This window comes from Avibacterium endocarditidis, from assembly GCF_965138825.1.
GTDB lineage: Bacteria > Pseudomonadota > Gammaproteobacteria > Enterobacterales > Pasteurellaceae > Avibacterium > Avibacterium endocarditidis.
In genome coordinates this window covers 36291-51589 of the sequence record NZ_CBCSDH010000015.1, presented here as the reverse complement: position 1 = coordinate 51589, position 15299 = coordinate 36291, and the positions used below count along the sequence as shown (strand labels likewise).

The window sequence follows — 15299 nt, the reverse complement described above, 5'->3', positions numbered from 1 at the left end:
AGCCTGCGCGGTGGAGTGCTTTAGCTAATGGAAGTTCAAGCCCACCGGTGCTTTCAAGGACAATTAAGTCCACACTGAAACTACGTAAATACTCAATGGTATGCGCAATCCCTTTCAGATTGTTGGTTCGGTCTTTGTTCGTTTTTGTACAGTTTTATGGCGGCTAAAAGCAACAATACTGATACGTTACACTCTATAATTAGAAGAAAAATTATACTAATGAAGTTAAGAATTTCGCTAATCAAGAAAAATGAGTAACTTAGAAAATGTAACAGAATTGATAAGAAATCTAGGACAACCTTAATAAAACCCAATAAAAAAACTGTATCCGAAATTAAATCGCATACAGTTTTTACTCTATAATTTAGATTCTAACTAATAAAAATAAGATTGCTGTTCAATCTTATTATTTCGCTGGATATTCCCACCAAATATCAAACAGTTGGCTAATTTCAATTTGTTGTAATCCATTGCTTTCTAACCAGTTTTTCACTAGCTCACGGTGGCTTTCATCACATTTTCCGATTTCTTCTAAGCAGACTAAACCTTCCCAATGTAAATAACCGCTACCTTCATAAGCTAAGCCATTTGGACGAATGACTTCGTTGATAAAACGATCTACAACTTCATCAATTTTATCAATCGGGGTATTTTCTGCGAATTGCCAGTTTACTAAAAAGCCTAATTCTTGGAATTCTGCAAGGTGCATTTTTTTGCGTTGTCTTCTGTTACGTTGAATAGCCATCGTTTTCTCCTCGTATTTCTAGGCTGATATTATTCAGTTTTAATAAAATATAAATCCCATACACCGTGTCCTAAGCGATGACCGCGTTGTTCAAACTTGGTCAATGGGCGGCTTTCAGGGCGTGGAATATAGTCTTTTGTGGCGGAAGTATTGCGTAACTGTGGATTATTTTGCAATACGTCTAACATTTGTTCCGCATAATTTTCCCAGTCTGTTGCCATATGAATAAAGCCTTGGTTGGCGAGCTTTTGGCAGACAGTTTGCACAAAATGCGGCTGTACAATGCGGCGTTTATGATGCTTCGCTTTATGCCAAGGGTCGGGGAAAAAAAGCTGTAAGCCAGCAAGGCTGCCATCGGCAATGCAATCGCGTAAAATTTCTGTGGCATCGTGGCAAATAACGCGTAGATTTTTTACCTTCTTTTCCACAGCATAAGCAATGCACGCGCCCACACCGGGGGTATGCACTTCAATTCCTAGATAATTTTTATCTGGATTTTGCTCTGCCATTTCCACTAGGGATTTTCCCATTCCAAAACCAATTTCTAAAATAACAGGCTTGTCGTTGCCATAAATCTTTTTAAAATCAAAAGGTTCAGTTTGATGTGATAAGCCATAAATCGGCCAATATTCATTCATCATATTACGTTGAAAATCGCTTAATCGCCCTGTACGCAACACGAAACTACGCACTTTACGTTTGTAGCGTCCGTCAGCGGTAAATTCAGCGGTTTCAACGGTTTTGCGTTTTTGATCCGCAAAGCTAGTTTGTTGTTCTGTCATTGAAAATCTACTACTCAATATCGTTTATAAAATGAGCTATGCCATTTTTTAAAGGGCTATTCTATGTTTTAGGGCAAGATCGCGCAAGAAAAAAGTGCGGTAAAAAAATGGGAAAATTTCGATCAAAAATAATAAGAAATGAGGGCTTAAAAATGCCCTCTTTACATTTATTCGCTTACGACAATTCGAGCGTTAATTGGTTGTACAGGGCGATTGTTATTCCCTAATGTATGTGATAATGATCGAATCTGCTCACTGCTTGCACTGATAGGTTGCTGTAAAACCACCCAATTTACCCCTTCGCTACAAGGCGGCGTGGTGAGCGAGCCATTAAGACGGTAATGTCCTTTACTTCGCGGCAGCAATTTTGTGATGTCTAATGGCTGTGCCTGTGCCATTTTTTCATTAACATTCAAAGGGTTATGCAGTAATTCTTCTAGCTGGATAAAAACAATCAAAAGAAGTAAGTGCGGTGCTTTTTTCACAAATTTTAGACAAAAAATTGGGCAGCTTTTGCCACCCAACAACTTTCTTTAGTATTTAATTTGTTGCTTCACAAATTCCACCAACTGATCTTTATTGATCATCTGTTTTTCCCCTGTACGACGATTTTTATATTCAATTTCGCCATTTTGCAGATTTTTTTCGCCGATTACAATCATATGTGGCACACCAATAAGTTCCATATCAGCAAACATTACTCCTGGACGCTCTTTACGATCATCAAAAATCACTTCAATCCCTTCAGCACTTAAAGTGCGGTATAAATTTTCGGCAAATTCTTGCACGCTTTCTGATTTGTGCATATTCATTGGCACGATTGCTACGGTAAATGGTGCAATCGCGTCCGTTGGCCAGATAATCCCACGTTCATCGTGGCTTTGTTCGATCGCTGCGGCAACCACACGGCTAACACCAATACCGTAACAGCCCATAATCATTGTTTGTGGGCGGCCATCTTCGCCTTGTACGGTAGCTTTCATTGCTTCTGAATATTTTGTGCCAAGTTGGAAAATATGTCCCACTTCAATACCGCGCTTGATTAACAATGAACCTTTGCCATCAGGGCTTAGATCACCTTCTACCACATTGCGTAAATCTGCCACTTCTGGCATTGGCACATCACGTTCCCAGTTGATATTGAAATAATGTTTACCATCAATGTTTGCGCCTGCCGAAAAATCACTCATTAATGCCACACTTCGATCAATAATAGCTGGGATCGGCAAATTAACAGGGCCAAGAGAGCCAACGCTTGCGCCGATTTTGGCTTTAATTTCCGCTTCATCGGCAAATTCAAGCGGTTCAGCCACTTGCGCTAATTTTTGCGCTTTGATTTCATTCAAATTGTGATCGCCACGAATGATTAACGCAATTAATGGTTGTTCTTCATTTGCACCTTTTACAATCAAGGTTTTCACGGTTTTTTCTACTGGCACATTGAATTGTTCCACCAATTCGTTAATGGTTTTGGCATTTGGCGTATCCACTAATTCCATTGACTGAGTTGGCGTGCCACGTTCGCCTTGTGCCACTGCTTCGGCAAGTTCAATATTCGCCGCAAAATCAGATTCTGTGGAGAACACAATATCATCTTCACCACTTTGTGCTAATACTTGGAATTCGTGTGATGCGCTGCCGCCGATAGAACCGGTATCCGCCTGCACCGCGCGGAAATCTAAACCTAGACGGGTGAAAATATTGCTGTAAGTTTGGTACATTATGTCATAGGTTTCTTGCAAACTTTCTTTTGTGGTGTGGAAAGAATAGGCATCTTTCATTAAAAATTCACGACCACGCATTACCCCAAAACGTGGACGCACTTCGTCACGGAATTTGGTTTGAATTTGGTATAAATTCAGTGGAAGTTGCTTATAAGAACTCACTTCACGGCGAACTAAATCGGTAATCACTTCTTCGTGTGTTGGACCAAGCACAAAATCACGTTGTCCGCGATCTTGGAAGCGTAATAATTCTGGGCCATATTGCTCCCAGCGTTGCGATTCTTGCCATAATTCAGCTGGTTGAACAACAGGCATTTCAACTTCGATCGCACCGCTTTTATTCATTTCTTCACGGACAATATTTTCCACTTTTTTCAGTACACGCAAGCCTGTAGGCAACCAGTTGTAAAGCCCTGACGCTAAAGGGCGAACCATTCCAGCACGCAACATTAATTGATGGCTCACCACCTGTGCATCATTCGGGGTTTCTTTTAAAGTAGCAAATAAATATCGACTCGCTCGCATTGTTGTTTCCTATATTAATTATTTAAGACAAAAATTGGCGTTAGTTTATCATTGAGTTAAGTTCACTCAAAGAAGAAAGGGCCATTTGTGCCAATATTTTGTAGAAAGCCTTGGAAAGCATAAATAAAGAAAGGGGCAGTGAATGCTGTGTCTTAGTAAAATTCGTTTTCGCCTGAGCCGACTAAATCGGCAAATTCTTCACTTTGAAAACCGTGTGAAAGCATATAGCGCCAGATTTTTTGTTTCATTTTGAAATCTTGCTCTTGCACATAATGGGGGAATTTTTTGCGTAACACAGAATGAGCAATCTCAAACCAATCAATGTCCATTTCTGCTAACACGTCTTCTACGATCTCTGAAGAAATACCTTTGAGTTGAAAAAGCTCTTGTTTAATTCGATTAAGTCCATAGCCTTTTTGTGATCGGTAATGTAAATAATTTTCTGTAAAACGGCGATCACTTTGCCAATTTTTTTCCTGACAAATCGCTAAAGCCTGTTCAATTTCTGCTTCTGTGAAGGCTTTTTCTTGCATTTTGCAACGCAATTCATATTCACTATATTCGCGGCGGGAGAGCAAGTTCACCACATAATTTAATGCCAATGATGCCATTTTTTCTCATTGATTCCTAAATTGCTGTTAGAAAAAGTGCGGTCAAAAATTACCGCACTTTTTTGAAGATGATTTAATCAAAGGGATTAAAATTCAGAATCCATTTCTGCAATGTCTTCATTTTGATCCGCTTCAATATCCGCAATGAGAGATTTGTCTGGGTTTGCTAAAAGTTCTTCGCGTAATTTATTTTCTAATTCTTCGGCTTGTTCAGGGTGTTCTGCCAACCATTTCATTGCATTGGCTTTTCCTTGACCAATTTTTTCTCCGTTATAAGAGAACCACGCGCCTGATTTATCAACTAATTTATGTTTTACGCCTAATTCAATTAACTCACCATTGCGTGAAATGCCTTCACCGTAAAGGATTTGGAAATCAACTTGACGGAATGGCGGGGCAACTTTGTTTTTCACCACTTTCACACGAGTTTCGTTACCAATGATTTCATCGCCATTTTTCACCGCACCAGTACGACGAATATCTAAGCGCACAGAAGAATAGAATTTCAATGCATTACCGCCAGTGGTGGTTTCTGGGTTACCAAACATTACGCCAATTTTCATACGAATTTGGTTGATGAAAATCACAAGGCAGTTGGAGTTTTTGATTTGTCCGGTGAGTTTACGCAGGGCTTGCGACATTAAACGCGCTTGTAAACCAACGTGCGCATCACCCATATCCCCTTCAATTTCTGCTTTTGGCGTAAGGGCGGCTACGGAGTCCACAATCACCACGTCAATCGCACCAGAACGTACCAACGCATCACAAATTTCTAATGCTTCTTCACCGTTGTCAGGCTGAGAAACGAGCAATTTTTTGACATCAACGCCAAGTTTTGCCGCATAAATTGGATCTAAAGCGTGTTCTGCATCAATAAAGGCACAGGTTTTGCCTAATTTTTGTGCTTGCGCGATAACAGAAAGGGTTAATGTGGTTTTCCCTGAAGATTCTGGCCCGTAAATTTCTACGATACGCCCCATTGGCAAGCCACCGATACCTAAGGCAATATCTAACCCCAGAGAACCTGTGGAAATAGATTCAATATCCAAATCTTGGGTTTCCCCCAATTTCATAATTGAACCTTTACCAAATTGTTTTTCAATTTGACCTAACGCCGCAGCAAGGGCTTTTTGTTTTTCTTCTTGAGTAGTAATTTGTGGTTTCTCACTTTTTTTTGCTTTATCTTCTTTAGCCATTTTGCTTGTCCTTATAAATTCATCATCAAAACTGCTGCATAATATAGCTGTATTGATATACAGTATCAAGTAAAATTTTGATCTTTTTTCTATTTTGTGAACTGTGTTCCAGATAATACGTTTATACTTCAAATTAATGAGGCTAATAGGGGCGATCTGCTATTTCAACATACAAAGCTGATTAATGAGCTGACAGCAAAATAATTCCTACAGTATCAAATAAGAAAAATTTCGTTATAATTTGTCTAAATTTAAAATAACAGATTGAGCAAACCTGATGACTAATTTTGAACAACACACCCCAATGATGCAGCAGTACCTTCGATTGAAAGCAGAAAATCCTGAGATTTTGCTGTTTTATCGAATGGGGGATTTTTATGAATTATTTTATGATGATGCAAAAAAAGCGGCGGCATTGTTGGATATTTCCTTGACCAAACGTGGGCAGTCGGCAGGGCAGCCTATTCCTATGGCGGGTGTGCCCTATCACGCGGTGGAGGGCTATTTAGCGAAATTAGTTCAGCTTGGCGAAAGTGTGGCGATTTGCGAGCAAGTGGGCGATCCTGCCACGGCAAAAGGGCCGGTGGAACGCCAAATTGTGCGGATTGTTACCCCCGGAACAATCAGTGATGAAGCCTTGTTGCCCGAACGTCAGGATAATTTGATTGCCGCGGTTTATCAGGAAAAAGACAAATTTGGCTTGGCAACTTTGGATATGGCATCGGGGCGTTTTCAGTTGAGTGAGCCTGCTAGCAAAGAAAGTTTGCAGGCGGAATTACAGCGCATTCAACCTGTGGAATTGCTTTATTGTGAAGATTTTGAAGATCGTTATTTAATTGAAAATGCAAAGGGCTTACGCCGCCGTCCCATTTGGGAATTTGAATTAAAAACTGCCATTGAGCAGCTTAATCGTCAATTTGGTACGCAAGATTTGCGCGCCTTTGGGGTGGAAAAATCCCCCCTTGGGCTTTGCGCTGCGGGATGTTTGTTACAATATGCCAAGGAAACTCAGCGCACCGCGTTGCCCCATATTCAAAGCATCAGTTTGGTACAAAATAATGAGAATATTCAATTAGATGCCGCCACAAGACGGAATTTAGAACTCACCCAAAATTTAGCAGGTGGCACAGAGCATACCCTTGCTTCCGTGCTAGACAAATGTGTTACCCCAATGGGGAGTCGTTTGCTGAAACGTTGGATTCACCAACCGATTCGCGATCGTGAAAAATTAACCTTACGCCAACAAACCATCAGTCAAATTTTGCAACAGGATTTAGTGGCAGAATTTCAACCGCACTTGCAACAAGTGGGGGATATGGAACGGATTTTAGCGCGCGTGGCATTGCGTTCAGCGCGTCCACGGGATCTCACCCGTTTACGCACCGCGCTCGCGCAAATTCCTGCAATTCAAGATTATCTTAATCAACAACATTGTCCGCAATTTGCTGCATTTTCTCAACAAATTTCCGATTTTTCAGCGCAATTAGATCTATTAGAACGCGCGATTATTGAAAATCCCCCTTTGTTGATTCGTGATGGTGGCGTGATTGCAGAAGGCTTTAACGCAGAACTTGATGAATGGCGCTCTCTTTCGGACGGCGCAACCCGCTATTTAGAAGAGCTAGAGCAACGGGAGCGACAAAGCAGCGGCATTGACACCCTAAAAATTGGTTTTAATGCGGTACACGGCTATTATATTCAAATTCCACAAGGGCAAGTACATAAAGCGCCTATTCACTATGTTCGTCGCCAAACACTCAAAAATGCGGAACGTTATATCATTCCGGAATTGAAAACCTATGAAGACAAGGTGCTGAAAGCCAAAGGTGCCGCACTAGCGCTAGAAAAACAACTTTATGAAGAAATTTTCGATGAATTATTACCACACTTAGGCGCATTACAGCTAGCAAGCCTTGCTTTGGCAGAATTAGATGTGCTAACCAACTTAGCTGAACGGGCAGAAACCCTGAACTATGTTGCACCAACCTTTAGCGATGAAATTGGCGTAGATATTCAAAATGGCCGCCACCCTGTGGTGGAACAGGTGTCCAAAAATCCGTTTATTGCCAACCCAGTAAAACTGAGTGCTGATCGTCATTTATTGATCATAACTGGCCCGAATATGGGGGGAAAAAGCACCTATATGCGTCAAACTGCATTGATCACGCTAATGGCTTATATGGGATCTTTTGTACCAGCAGAAAGTGCTATGATCGGCCCAATCGATCGCATTTTCACACGTATTGGCGCATCAGATGATCTGGCTTCAGGGCGCTCAACCTTTATGGTGGAAATGACAGAAATGGCAAATATTTTGCATCAAGCCAGCGCAAACAGCTTAGTGCTTATTGATGAAATTGGGCGCGGCACGTCCACCTATGACGGGCTTTCCCTTGCTTGGGCTTGTGCGGAATGGCTTGCACAAAAAGTACGATCGCTTACCTTATTTGCCACGCATTATTTTGAGCTGACTGTTTTGCCTGAGCAGTTAAAAGGCATTGCCAACGTGCATTTAGATGCGGTGGAGCATAACGACACCATCGCCTTTATGCACGCGGTGCAAGAAGGCGCGGCAAGTAAAAGTTACGGTTTGGCGGTGGCGGCATTGGCAGGCGTTCCGCAATCGGTGATTAAACTCGCCAAACAAAAACTGGCGCAGTTAGAAAAATTCTCCCAACAAAACAATCAGTTAAATGCAGAAGCAATGCAACAACAGAGGCAAGGCGAACTGTTGTTAATGGAAGAAAACGAGCATAAAGATGCGCTATGGCAGATGATTGAAAATCTTGATCCTGATGAAATGAGTCCGAAGCAGGCGCTTTCTTATTTATATCAATTAAAGAAAATGCAACGCGGATAGAAAAACCGCTCTTTTATAAAGAGCGGTGGAAAAATTAATGATTTTTATGGCTGGTGCTATACAAGATTTTATCCGTATAAGCCATTGCGATAGCGGAAATCAAAAAGCCTAAATGAAGCAATAATTGCCACATCATCGTTTTTTCTGGCATATTTGCTGCATTGACGAAAGTTTGTAGCATATGGATAGACGAAATACTGATGATCGACATAGAAAGTTTCACTTTCAACACGGAAGCATTAACGTGGCTTAACCATTCAGGTTCATCTGGGTGGCCCTCGGTATGCAGCTTGGAAACGAAAATCTCGTAACCGCCCACAATCACCATAACCAACAAATTGGCGATCATCACCACATCAATCAGATTTAACACGGAAAGCATAATGGCGTTGGAATCCAACTCTTGCAGGTTGGTGATGAGTTCCCATAGGGATTTCATAAATTTGTAGGCGTAAATGCCTTGCACCACGATCAGACCAAGATAAATCGGCAGTTGCAGCCAACGGCTGGCGAAAATAATCTGGCTAAATAATGTGGGGGTTTTGTATTTAGTTGAAGACGAATGTTGCATAAATGTCCTATTTTCTATTGCTAATGTTGTTCTCTTTTCATTAATGGGCGCTGAAGTTACCTGTTTTTAGGCAAAATATCAATGCTTTTCCTGTTCAATTTGTTCTGCTGAAATGGCGCTTAATTTGGCTAAATCAAGGTCATTATGCAGCAATTCCACCTGTGGCATCACTTTGTTGGCTTTGGCAGAAAAATCTTTAAATCGTTCAATTTTTCCTGCTAAGCCTTGTTGCCCAGCAAAGGCGGTAACCGCGTGATTATAATGCCCGCTCACGGTTGCCAAACTGTTACCCAATTTAGCCAAACGCTCCGCCACCAAGCACATTTGGTTATAAATATCCCCAGCCTTGCCACTAATTTCACGCGCTTCTGCATTACCGCGCTCAATGCGCCATAGGTTCGCCACGGTGCGTAAAATCGGCATTAAGGTGGTGTGCGACACTAAAATGACATTCTTTTCATAGGCATAATTAAACAAGTTGCTGTCTTGCTTCATCGCTTCAATATAAGCAGGCTCAACGGCAATGAACATCAGCACAAAATTCGGGCTATGCACGCCAATTAAATTGCTGTAATCCTTGCGCGAAAGCTCATCAATATGGTTTTTAATCGCCTTATGATGCTCACGCAGAAATTGTTGCTGAGCTTGCTCATTGTCGGCACTCACCGCATTTTCATAGGCAACTAAGGACATTTTGCTGTCAATAATCAAATGTTTGTTGTCAGGTAAATACACCACAAAATCTGGATAATTGGATTTGCCCTCTGCATTACGGAAATGATCTTGCGCTTTATAATGATCGTTTTCCACCAAGCCTGCTAACTGCAAGGCGCGCTCAAGCTGAATTTCGCCCCAGTTGCCGAGGGTTTTCTTTTCCCCTTTTAAGGCAGAAGTGAGATTATTCGCTTCTTGCGACATATTCAACCCAATCTCAAGAACTTTTTTGATCTCCGCTTCTAAATTGGCATTCCCTTTTAAGGATTCCGAATGAATATCATTCACCCGCTTTTGGAAGCCCTCAATTTGCTCACGGAACGGCTTCAATAACGCATCGAGGCTGGCTTGATTGGTTTGCTCGAAACGCTGGCTTTTTTCCTCTAAAATGCGATTGGCTAAATTTTGAAATTCCACGCTAAGTTGTTGTTTGGTTTTAATAAAATCTTCTTGCTGCTGAGAAAAATGTTTCTCTTTTTCGCTCAAGCTGGTTTTTAGCTCCGTGAGTTGCTGTAAAAGTGCGGTGGATTTTTCGCTTAAATTTGCACATTCTTGTTGTTTTTGGCTGAGTTCTTCGCGGTTGCGGTTGAGCTGGGTTTGCAAGCTATGCACTTGGGCGGTGGCAATACCAAAACGCTCTTTCATTGTGGAAACTTGCGAGGTGGCATCATTATGGCGCGCCCGCTCTTCGTCCAATTCTTGTTGCAAATAGGTGATTTTTTCATCACGCTCCCCAAGCCGTACTTGCAACCCCTCCGCGTTGGTTTCCGCTTTCACTTTATCTTGTTCAAGCTGATTTTTAAGCTGTGAGAGGGTTTCATATTTTTCGAGTAGCTGATTGAAATCATTGATGTTTTTATTTAAATCCTGTGCTAATTCTTGTTTATCACGCTGATGTTTTGCACTAACAAAAAACAGCACAAGGCAAACAATCAACAAAAAAATCACCATATAAAGCCATTGAGATTGGGTTAATTCGATCATTCTTTTTCCTAAAATGCGAGTGATGAAATAATGCTGAAAATGCACACCGCACTTTTGGCTAAATAAAAGTGCGGTGGATTTTTCAGATGAAATTTCTAGCAAACTATAATAAAGTATAGCCTTATTTTAGCATTTTTTTAACGCGGTAATTATGTCAAATCCACAACTTTATCTCGCCTCGCAAAGCCCACGCCGTTTGCAACTTTTACAGCAGTTGGGGCTATGCGTTGCCACCTTTAATGCTGATATTGATGAAACGCCGAAAATCAATGAATTGCCAGCGGATTATGTCGCCCGAATGGCGGGTGAGAAAAACCACGCCGCACGTCAGGCACTGCAAAATCAGCCGAATTTTCTACCGCACTTGCCGATTCTTTCCGCAGATACCATTGTGGTGTGCGATCAACAAATTCTCGGCAAACCACAAACCACCTTGCACGCTCAGCAAATGCTGGAGCAACTATCCGCTCGCACGCACCAAGTGCTAACCGCGGTGTGTGTCAGCTTGCTTGATCAAAAACATAGCCTTGTGCAAACCAGCCAAGTAACCTTTAACCCTTTGAAAGAACAAGAAATTTCCGCTTATATCCGCACAGGCGAGCCAATGGATAAAGCGGGCGCTTATGGCATTCAAGGTATGGGCGGCATCTTTATTTCTCATATTGAAGGTAGTTTCAGCGGTGTGATGGGCTTGCCTGTGTTTGAAACGGCAGAATTGCTGCGTCAAGTTGGGGTTGATTTATTAGGTTCAAGTGAGCAATGCAATGAGTAAAAGCCTATTCCAAGCCACCAAGCACGAAGAACATTGCCCACAATGTGGCGCGTTGCTGCAAATTAAAAAGGGCAAAAAAGGCTTATTTTTAGGCTGCAGCGCCTATCCGCAATGCGATTTTATCAAGCCATTACAGCCCGCTCACGAAAGCAAAATATTGAAAGACTTAGATCAACATTGTCCAAAGTGCGGTCATTTTTTGCAATTAAAACAAGGGCAATTTGGTATGTTCATCGGGTGCAGCGATTATCCGCACTGTGATTATATCGTTCACGAAGAACTCGAACCCGAGCAACAACATTTGCCTTGCCCTGCTTGTGGAAAGGGCAAGCTGGTGCCCCGACGCGGGCGACAAGGCAAGGTGTTTTACGGCTGCGATCAATTTCCAAAATGCAAATTCACCCTTGCCAGCCAGCCCTATGCCGTGCCTTGTCCGCAATGCGCGTACCCCATTAGCACGCTGAAAAAAGAAGAAAAAACCGACCGCACTTTGCGTCGCACTTGGTTGTGCGCCAACAAGGCGTGCCGTCATCAATTTGAAACAGAAGATGAATAACGAACAGAATGTGGCTCAACTGGTTGAGCGATTAAAGCAAAACGACGTGATTGCCTATCCCACCGAGGCGGTGTTTGGCTTAGGCTGTAATCCGCTTAGCGAAAGTGCGGTGCAAAAATTATTAATTTTGAAGCAGCGCCCTGTGGAAAAAGGCTTGATTTTAATTGCGCCAAGTTTGGATTTTCTGCTGCCTTTTATCGATGAACGCCAGCTTTCCGAACAGCACTGGCAGCGCTTAAACGCCCATTATGATCGCCCGACCACTTGGGTTGTGCCAGCAAAAGCCGATACGCCGAAATTTCTCACAGGGCAATTTTCCACCATTGCCGTGCGCATCAGCGATCACCCTGCGGTAAAACTGCTTTGCGAACAGGCAGGCTTTGCGCTCACCTCCACCAGCGCCAATTTAACCGGCTTGCCACCTTGTCGCACGGCAGCGGAAGTGAAAGCGCAATTTGGCGATCACTTTCCTGTGTTAGAAATGGCTATCGGCACGGCGCAAAACCCTTCAGAAATACGCGATCTATTTACCCAACAACTTTTTCGTCAAGGTTAATAAGGATTTTTATGAATAAAGCTATCAATAACAAAGGCAAAGATCTGTATGCCGTGTGGGGCAACCCCATTGCACAAAGTAAATCCCCACAAATTCATCGCATTTTTGCTGAGCAAACGCAGCAAGATTTAGACTATGTAGCAATGCTTGGTGATGAGCAACAGTTTGAACAGCAACTGCTTGCCTTTTTTGCTGAAGGGGCGAAAGGCTGCAACATCACTGCACCATTTAAAGAGCGTGCGTTTAAGCTAGCCGCTCAACACAGCGAACGTTGCTTGCTGGCGGGTGCTTGTAATACGTTAAAAAAACTCGCCGATGGCACACTTTATGCGGATAATACAGACGGAGCAGGGCTGGTGAGCGATTTACAGCGTTTAGGCTGGCTCAAACCACAACAATCCGTGCTGATTTTAGGCGCAGGTGGCGCAACCAAAGGCGTGTTGTTTCCCTTATTACAAGCAGAGCAAACTATTCTTGTGGCCAACCGCACCTTAGCCAAAGCTACAGAATTGGCGGAAAAATTTAGCGCCTACGGCAATATTCAAGGCTGTACCCTTGCGGACATTCCCGTGCAAAAATTTGATCTTATCATCAATGCTACTTCGCTCGGCTTACAAGGCAAAACCGTGGCGATTGATCCCGACATTTTAAAACAAGCCAGTGCGGTGTACGATATGCAATACAGCAAAGGCGCAGACACGCCATTTATCGCCCTCGCCAAACAACAAGGCGCACAACATTACAGCGATGGCTTCGGTATGCTAGTCGGCCAAGCCGCCCACGCCTTTTATTTATGGCGCGGTGTAATGCCTGATGTAGCACCTTTGTTTGATGAACTTTAATCCGATTTCATTCCAATAAAAAACCTAGCTTGATGGCTAGGTTTGTTTTTTATAGGCTAAGTGTAAAGAAAGTACAGCCATTTTTACAAAATTTTTTGCATTTTTTTAAGCTAGTTTTTTATGTGGGGAGAAGATAGGCTTTTTAGCACGATTACTTATGAATAGCCTTGTTTTAGAATATTAATCTAAAAATAAAATTTTTAACAAAATTTAAAACTAGCTATGTTACAAAAATATAGAAAAAAGGACTGCTTATAGTATTTTTATCTATTGACTAAAAATCATATTTCGTTATATTTCCTAACCTTAACATTTCTTTAACGTTTAAATAGGTGAAAATATGACACAGTCAGCAAAACGCGAAACCTTTTCGGGCAGTCGTGCATTTATTTTTGCCGCCATCGGATCTGCCGTGGGTTTAGGAAACATTTGGCGTTTTCCTTATACCACTTATGAAAACGGTGGTGGTGCATTCATTATTCCTTATCTTATTGCGCTTTTAACCGCAGGAATTCCATTTTTATTCTTAGATTATGCCATTGGGCATCGCCACCGTGGGGGTGCACCGTTGTCTTATCGCCGTTTCAGTCGCCATTTTGAAACTTTCGGTTGGTGGCAAGTTATGGTGAATGTGATCATCGGGATTTACTATGCGGTTGTGCTGGGTTGGGCGGCGAGCTATACCTATTTCTCTCTTAATACCGCTTGGGGTGATAAGCCAATTGATTTCTTCTTACACGATTTCTTGCAAATGGGCGATATTGCTCAGGGTGTGAGTTTTGAATTTGTCAGTATGGTGGTTGGCCCGTTAATTGCCGTATGGCTTGTGGCACTTGGTGTGTTGGCGTTAGGCGTGCAAAAAGGGATTGCAAAGCTATCCACTGTATTAATGCCTGTGCTTTTAGTGATGTTTGTGGTGTTGGTCGCTTCATCATTATTCTTACCGGGGGCAGCGAAAGGGTTAGATGCTTTATTTACGCCAAACTGGTCAAAACTTTCTGATCCAAGTGTATGGATTGCCGCTTATGGGCAGATTTTCTTCTCCCTTTCTATCGGCTTCGGGATTATGGTAACTTACGCCTCTTACTTGAAAAAAGAATCTGACTTAACCGGTAATGGCTTGGTAGTGGGCTTTGCCAATAGTAGTTTTGAATTATTAGCTGGTATCGGGGTGTTTGCCGCGCTTGGCTTTATGGCTACGGCGTCAGGGCAAGAAGTGGGCGAAGTAGCAAAAGGCGGTATCGGCTTGGCGTTCTTTGCGTTCCCAACGATTATTAACGCTGCACCATTTGGTAAAGTGCTTGGTGTGTTGTTCTTTGCTTCATTAACTTTCGCTGCTTTGACTTCATTTATCTCTGTAATCGAAGTAATTATTTCAGCAATTCAAGATAAATTACGCGTTCGCCGTGCTAAAGCCACTTTCCTTGTTGGTGTGCCAATGATGTTAATTTCAACCGTATTATTTGGTACAACCACAGGCTTACCAATGCTTGATGTGTTAGATAAATTCGTCAACTATTTTGGTATTGTTGCGGTGGCGTTTGTTTCATTGGTGGCTATCGTTACCAACGAAAAATTAGGCTTACTTGGCAAGCACTTAAACGAAACATCTTCTTTCAAAGTTGGCTTTTTATGGCGTTTATGTATCGTTTTAACCACAGGTATCCTTGCATTTATGTTATTAAGCGAAGGAGCAAAAGTGTTCACTGAAGGCTACGAAGGCTATCCATCTTGGTTCGTTAATACCTTTGGCTGGGGAATGGCGGCAAGCCTTGTGGTGATAAGCTTCCTAATCTCTCGCTTAAAATGGAAACACGAAGAGTTATTTAACCCAGAAGAACAGGCAAAAGAGGAACAATAA

14 protein-coding genes and 1 pseudogene are annotated in these 15299 nt (G+C 42.2%); 6 read left to right on the top strand and 9 right to left on the bottom strand.

Features of this window, described 5'->3' with window-relative positions; genetic code table 11:
- The 7 genes and pseudogenes from ACNAV8_RS09135 to recA all read right to left on the bottom strand — a co-directional run.
- Nucleotides 1-136, bottom strand: a pseudogene (locus ACNAV8_RS09135) (IS110 family transposase); the annotation flags it as partial.
- Nucleotides 137-406: 270 nt separating this feature from the next.
- On the bottom strand, nt 407-745 hold the full coding sequence (locus tag ACNAV8_RS09130) for a YggL family protein (protein WP_103855688.1): 339 nt from the start codon (nt 743-745) through the stop codon (nt 407-409).
- Between the two features lie 29 nt (nt 746-774).
- Nucleotides 775-1527 (bottom strand): tRNA (guanosine(46)-N7)-methyltransferase TrmB, encoded by a 753-nt coding sequence (gene trmB / locus ACNAV8_RS09125; RefSeq protein WP_103855687.1) that lies wholly within the window; start codon nt 1525-1527, stop codon nt 775-777.
- A 167-nt stretch (nt 1528-1694) separates the two neighbouring features.
- On the bottom strand, nt 1695-1985 hold the full coding sequence (locus tag ACNAV8_RS09120) for a carbonic anhydrase family protein (protein WP_245872612.1): 291 nt from the start codon (nt 1983-1985) through the stop codon (nt 1695-1697).
- Nucleotides 1986-2060: 75 nt separating this feature from the next.
- A complete protein-coding gene (gene proS / locus ACNAV8_RS09115) occupies nt 2061-3776 on the bottom strand; it encodes a proline--tRNA ligase (protein WP_103855686.1) in 1716 nt (571 codons plus the stop codon).
- A 152-nt stretch (nt 3777-3928) separates the two neighbouring features.
- Nucleotides 3929-4387 carry a recombination regulator RecX gene (gene recX / locus ACNAV8_RS09110; RefSeq protein WP_103855685.1) on the bottom strand — a complete coding sequence of 153 codons (459 nt, stop codon included), beginning with the start codon at nt 4385-4387 and terminating at the stop codon, nt 3929-3931.
- Between the two features lie 86 nt (nt 4388-4473).
- Complete coding sequence (recA, locus tag ACNAV8_RS09105; protein WP_415777605.1) at nt 4474-5541, bottom strand: recombinase RecA; 1068 nt, start codon at nt 5539-5541, stop codon at nt 4474-4476.
- Between the two features lie 319 nt (nt 5542-5860).
- Here recA and mutS point away from each other — a divergent pair, with 319 nt between their 5' ends.
- Nucleotides 5861-8443 (top strand): DNA mismatch repair protein MutS, encoded by a 2583-nt coding sequence (gene mutS / locus ACNAV8_RS09100; RefSeq protein WP_415777604.1) that lies wholly within the window; start codon nt 5861-5863, stop codon nt 8441-8443.
- 34 nt (nt 8444-8477) lie between these two features.
- Here mutS and ACNAV8_RS09095 read toward each other — a convergent pair whose 3' ends face one another.
- A complete protein-coding gene (locus ACNAV8_RS09095; RefSeq protein WP_115248866.1) occupies nt 8478-9014 on the bottom strand; it encodes a TIGR00645 family protein in 537 nt (178 codons plus the stop codon).
- A 78-nt stretch (nt 9015-9092) separates the two neighbouring features.
- Complete coding sequence (locus tag ACNAV8_RS09090) at nt 9093-10712, bottom strand: DNA recombination protein RmuC (protein ID WP_415777603.1); 1620 nt, start codon at nt 10710-10712, stop codon at nt 9093-9095.
- A gap of 151 nt (nt 10713-10863) precedes the next feature.
- On the opposite strand from ACNAV8_RS09090, the gene ACNAV8_RS09085 reads away from it, so the two are divergent.
- The 5 genes from ACNAV8_RS09085 to ACNAV8_RS09065 all read left to right on the top strand — a co-directional run bounded on the left by ACNAV8_RS09085 (nt 10864) and on the right by ACNAV8_RS09065 (nt 15299).
- A complete protein-coding gene (locus ACNAV8_RS09085; RefSeq protein ID WP_103855683.1) occupies nt 10864-11484 on the top strand; it encodes a Maf family protein in 621 nt (206 codons plus the stop codon).
- Nucleotides 11477-12040 (top strand): DNA topoisomerase family protein, encoded by a 564-nt coding sequence (locus ACNAV8_RS09080; RefSeq protein WP_415777602.1) that lies wholly within the window; start codon nt 11477-11479, stop codon nt 12038-12040. The genes ACNAV8_RS09085 and ACNAV8_RS09080 overlap by 8 nt, the downstream gene beginning before the upstream one ends.
- Nucleotides 12033-12596 carry an L-threonylcarbamoyladenylate synthase type 1 TsaC gene (gene tsaC / locus ACNAV8_RS09075; RefSeq protein WP_103855682.1) on the top strand — a complete coding sequence of 188 codons (564 nt, stop codon included), beginning with the start codon at nt 12033-12035 and terminating at the stop codon, nt 12594-12596. Before ACNAV8_RS09080 ends, tsaC begins: the two co-directional genes overlap by 8 nt.
- An 11-nt stretch (nt 12597-12607) precedes the next feature.
- Nucleotides 12608-13438, top strand: a complete 831-nt coding sequence (gene aroE, locus ACNAV8_RS09070) for a shikimate dehydrogenase (RefSeq protein WP_103855681.1) — start codon at nt 12608-12610, stop codon at nt 13436-13438.
- 340 nt (nt 13439-13778) lie between these two features.
- Nucleotides 13779-15299, top strand: a complete 1521-nt coding sequence (locus ACNAV8_RS09065) for a sodium-dependent transporter (protein ID WP_103855680.1) — start codon at nt 13779-13781, stop codon at nt 15297-15299.

Excerpts from the sequence above, each read along its gene's own strand:
- ACNAV8_RS09090 (WP_415777603.1), bottom strand. The coding sequence starts at position 10,712 with ATGATCGAATTAACCCAATCTCAATGGCTTTATATGGTGATTTTTTTG.
- aroE (WP_103855681.1), top strand. The coding sequence starts at position 12,608 with ATGAATAAAGCTATCAATAACAAAGGCAAAGATCTGTATGCCGTGTGG.
- ACNAV8_RS09095 (WP_115248866.1), bottom strand. The coding sequence starts at position 9,014 with ATGCAACATTCGTCTTCAACTAAATACAAAACCCCCACATTATTTAGC.
- trmB (WP_103855687.1), bottom strand. The coding sequence starts at position 1,527 with ATGACAGAACAACAAACTAGCTTTGCGGATCAAAAACGCAAAACCGTT.
- ACNAV8_RS09130 (WP_103855688.1), bottom strand. The coding sequence starts at position 745 with ATGGCTATTCAACGTAACAGAAGACAACGCAAAAAAATGCACCTTGCA.
- ACNAV8_RS09085 (WP_103855683.1), top strand. The coding sequence starts at position 10,864 with ATGTCAAATCCACAACTTTATCTCGCCTCGCAAAGCCCACGCCGTTTG.
- ACNAV8_RS09080 (WP_415777602.1), top strand. The coding sequence starts at position 11,477 with ATGAGTAAAAGCCTATTCCAAGCCACCAAGCACGAAGAACATTGCCCA.
- proS (WP_103855686.1), bottom strand. The coding sequence starts at position 3,776 with ATGCGAGCGAGTCGATATTTATTTGCTACTTTAAAAGAAACCCCGAAT.
- mutS (WP_415777604.1), top strand. The coding sequence starts at position 5,861 with ATGACTAATTTTGAACAACACACCCCAATGATGCAGCAGTACCTTCGA.
- tsaC (WP_103855682.1), top strand. The coding sequence starts at position 12,033 with ATGAATAACGAACAGAATGTGGCTCAACTGGTTGAGCGATTAAAGCAA.
- recX (WP_103855685.1), bottom strand. The coding sequence starts at position 4,387 with ATGGCATCATTGGCATTAAATTATGTGGTGAACTTGCTCTCCCGCCGC.
- ACNAV8_RS09065 (WP_103855680.1), top strand. The coding sequence starts at position 13,779 with ATGACACAGTCAGCAAAACGCGAAACCTTTTCGGGCAGTCGTGCATTT.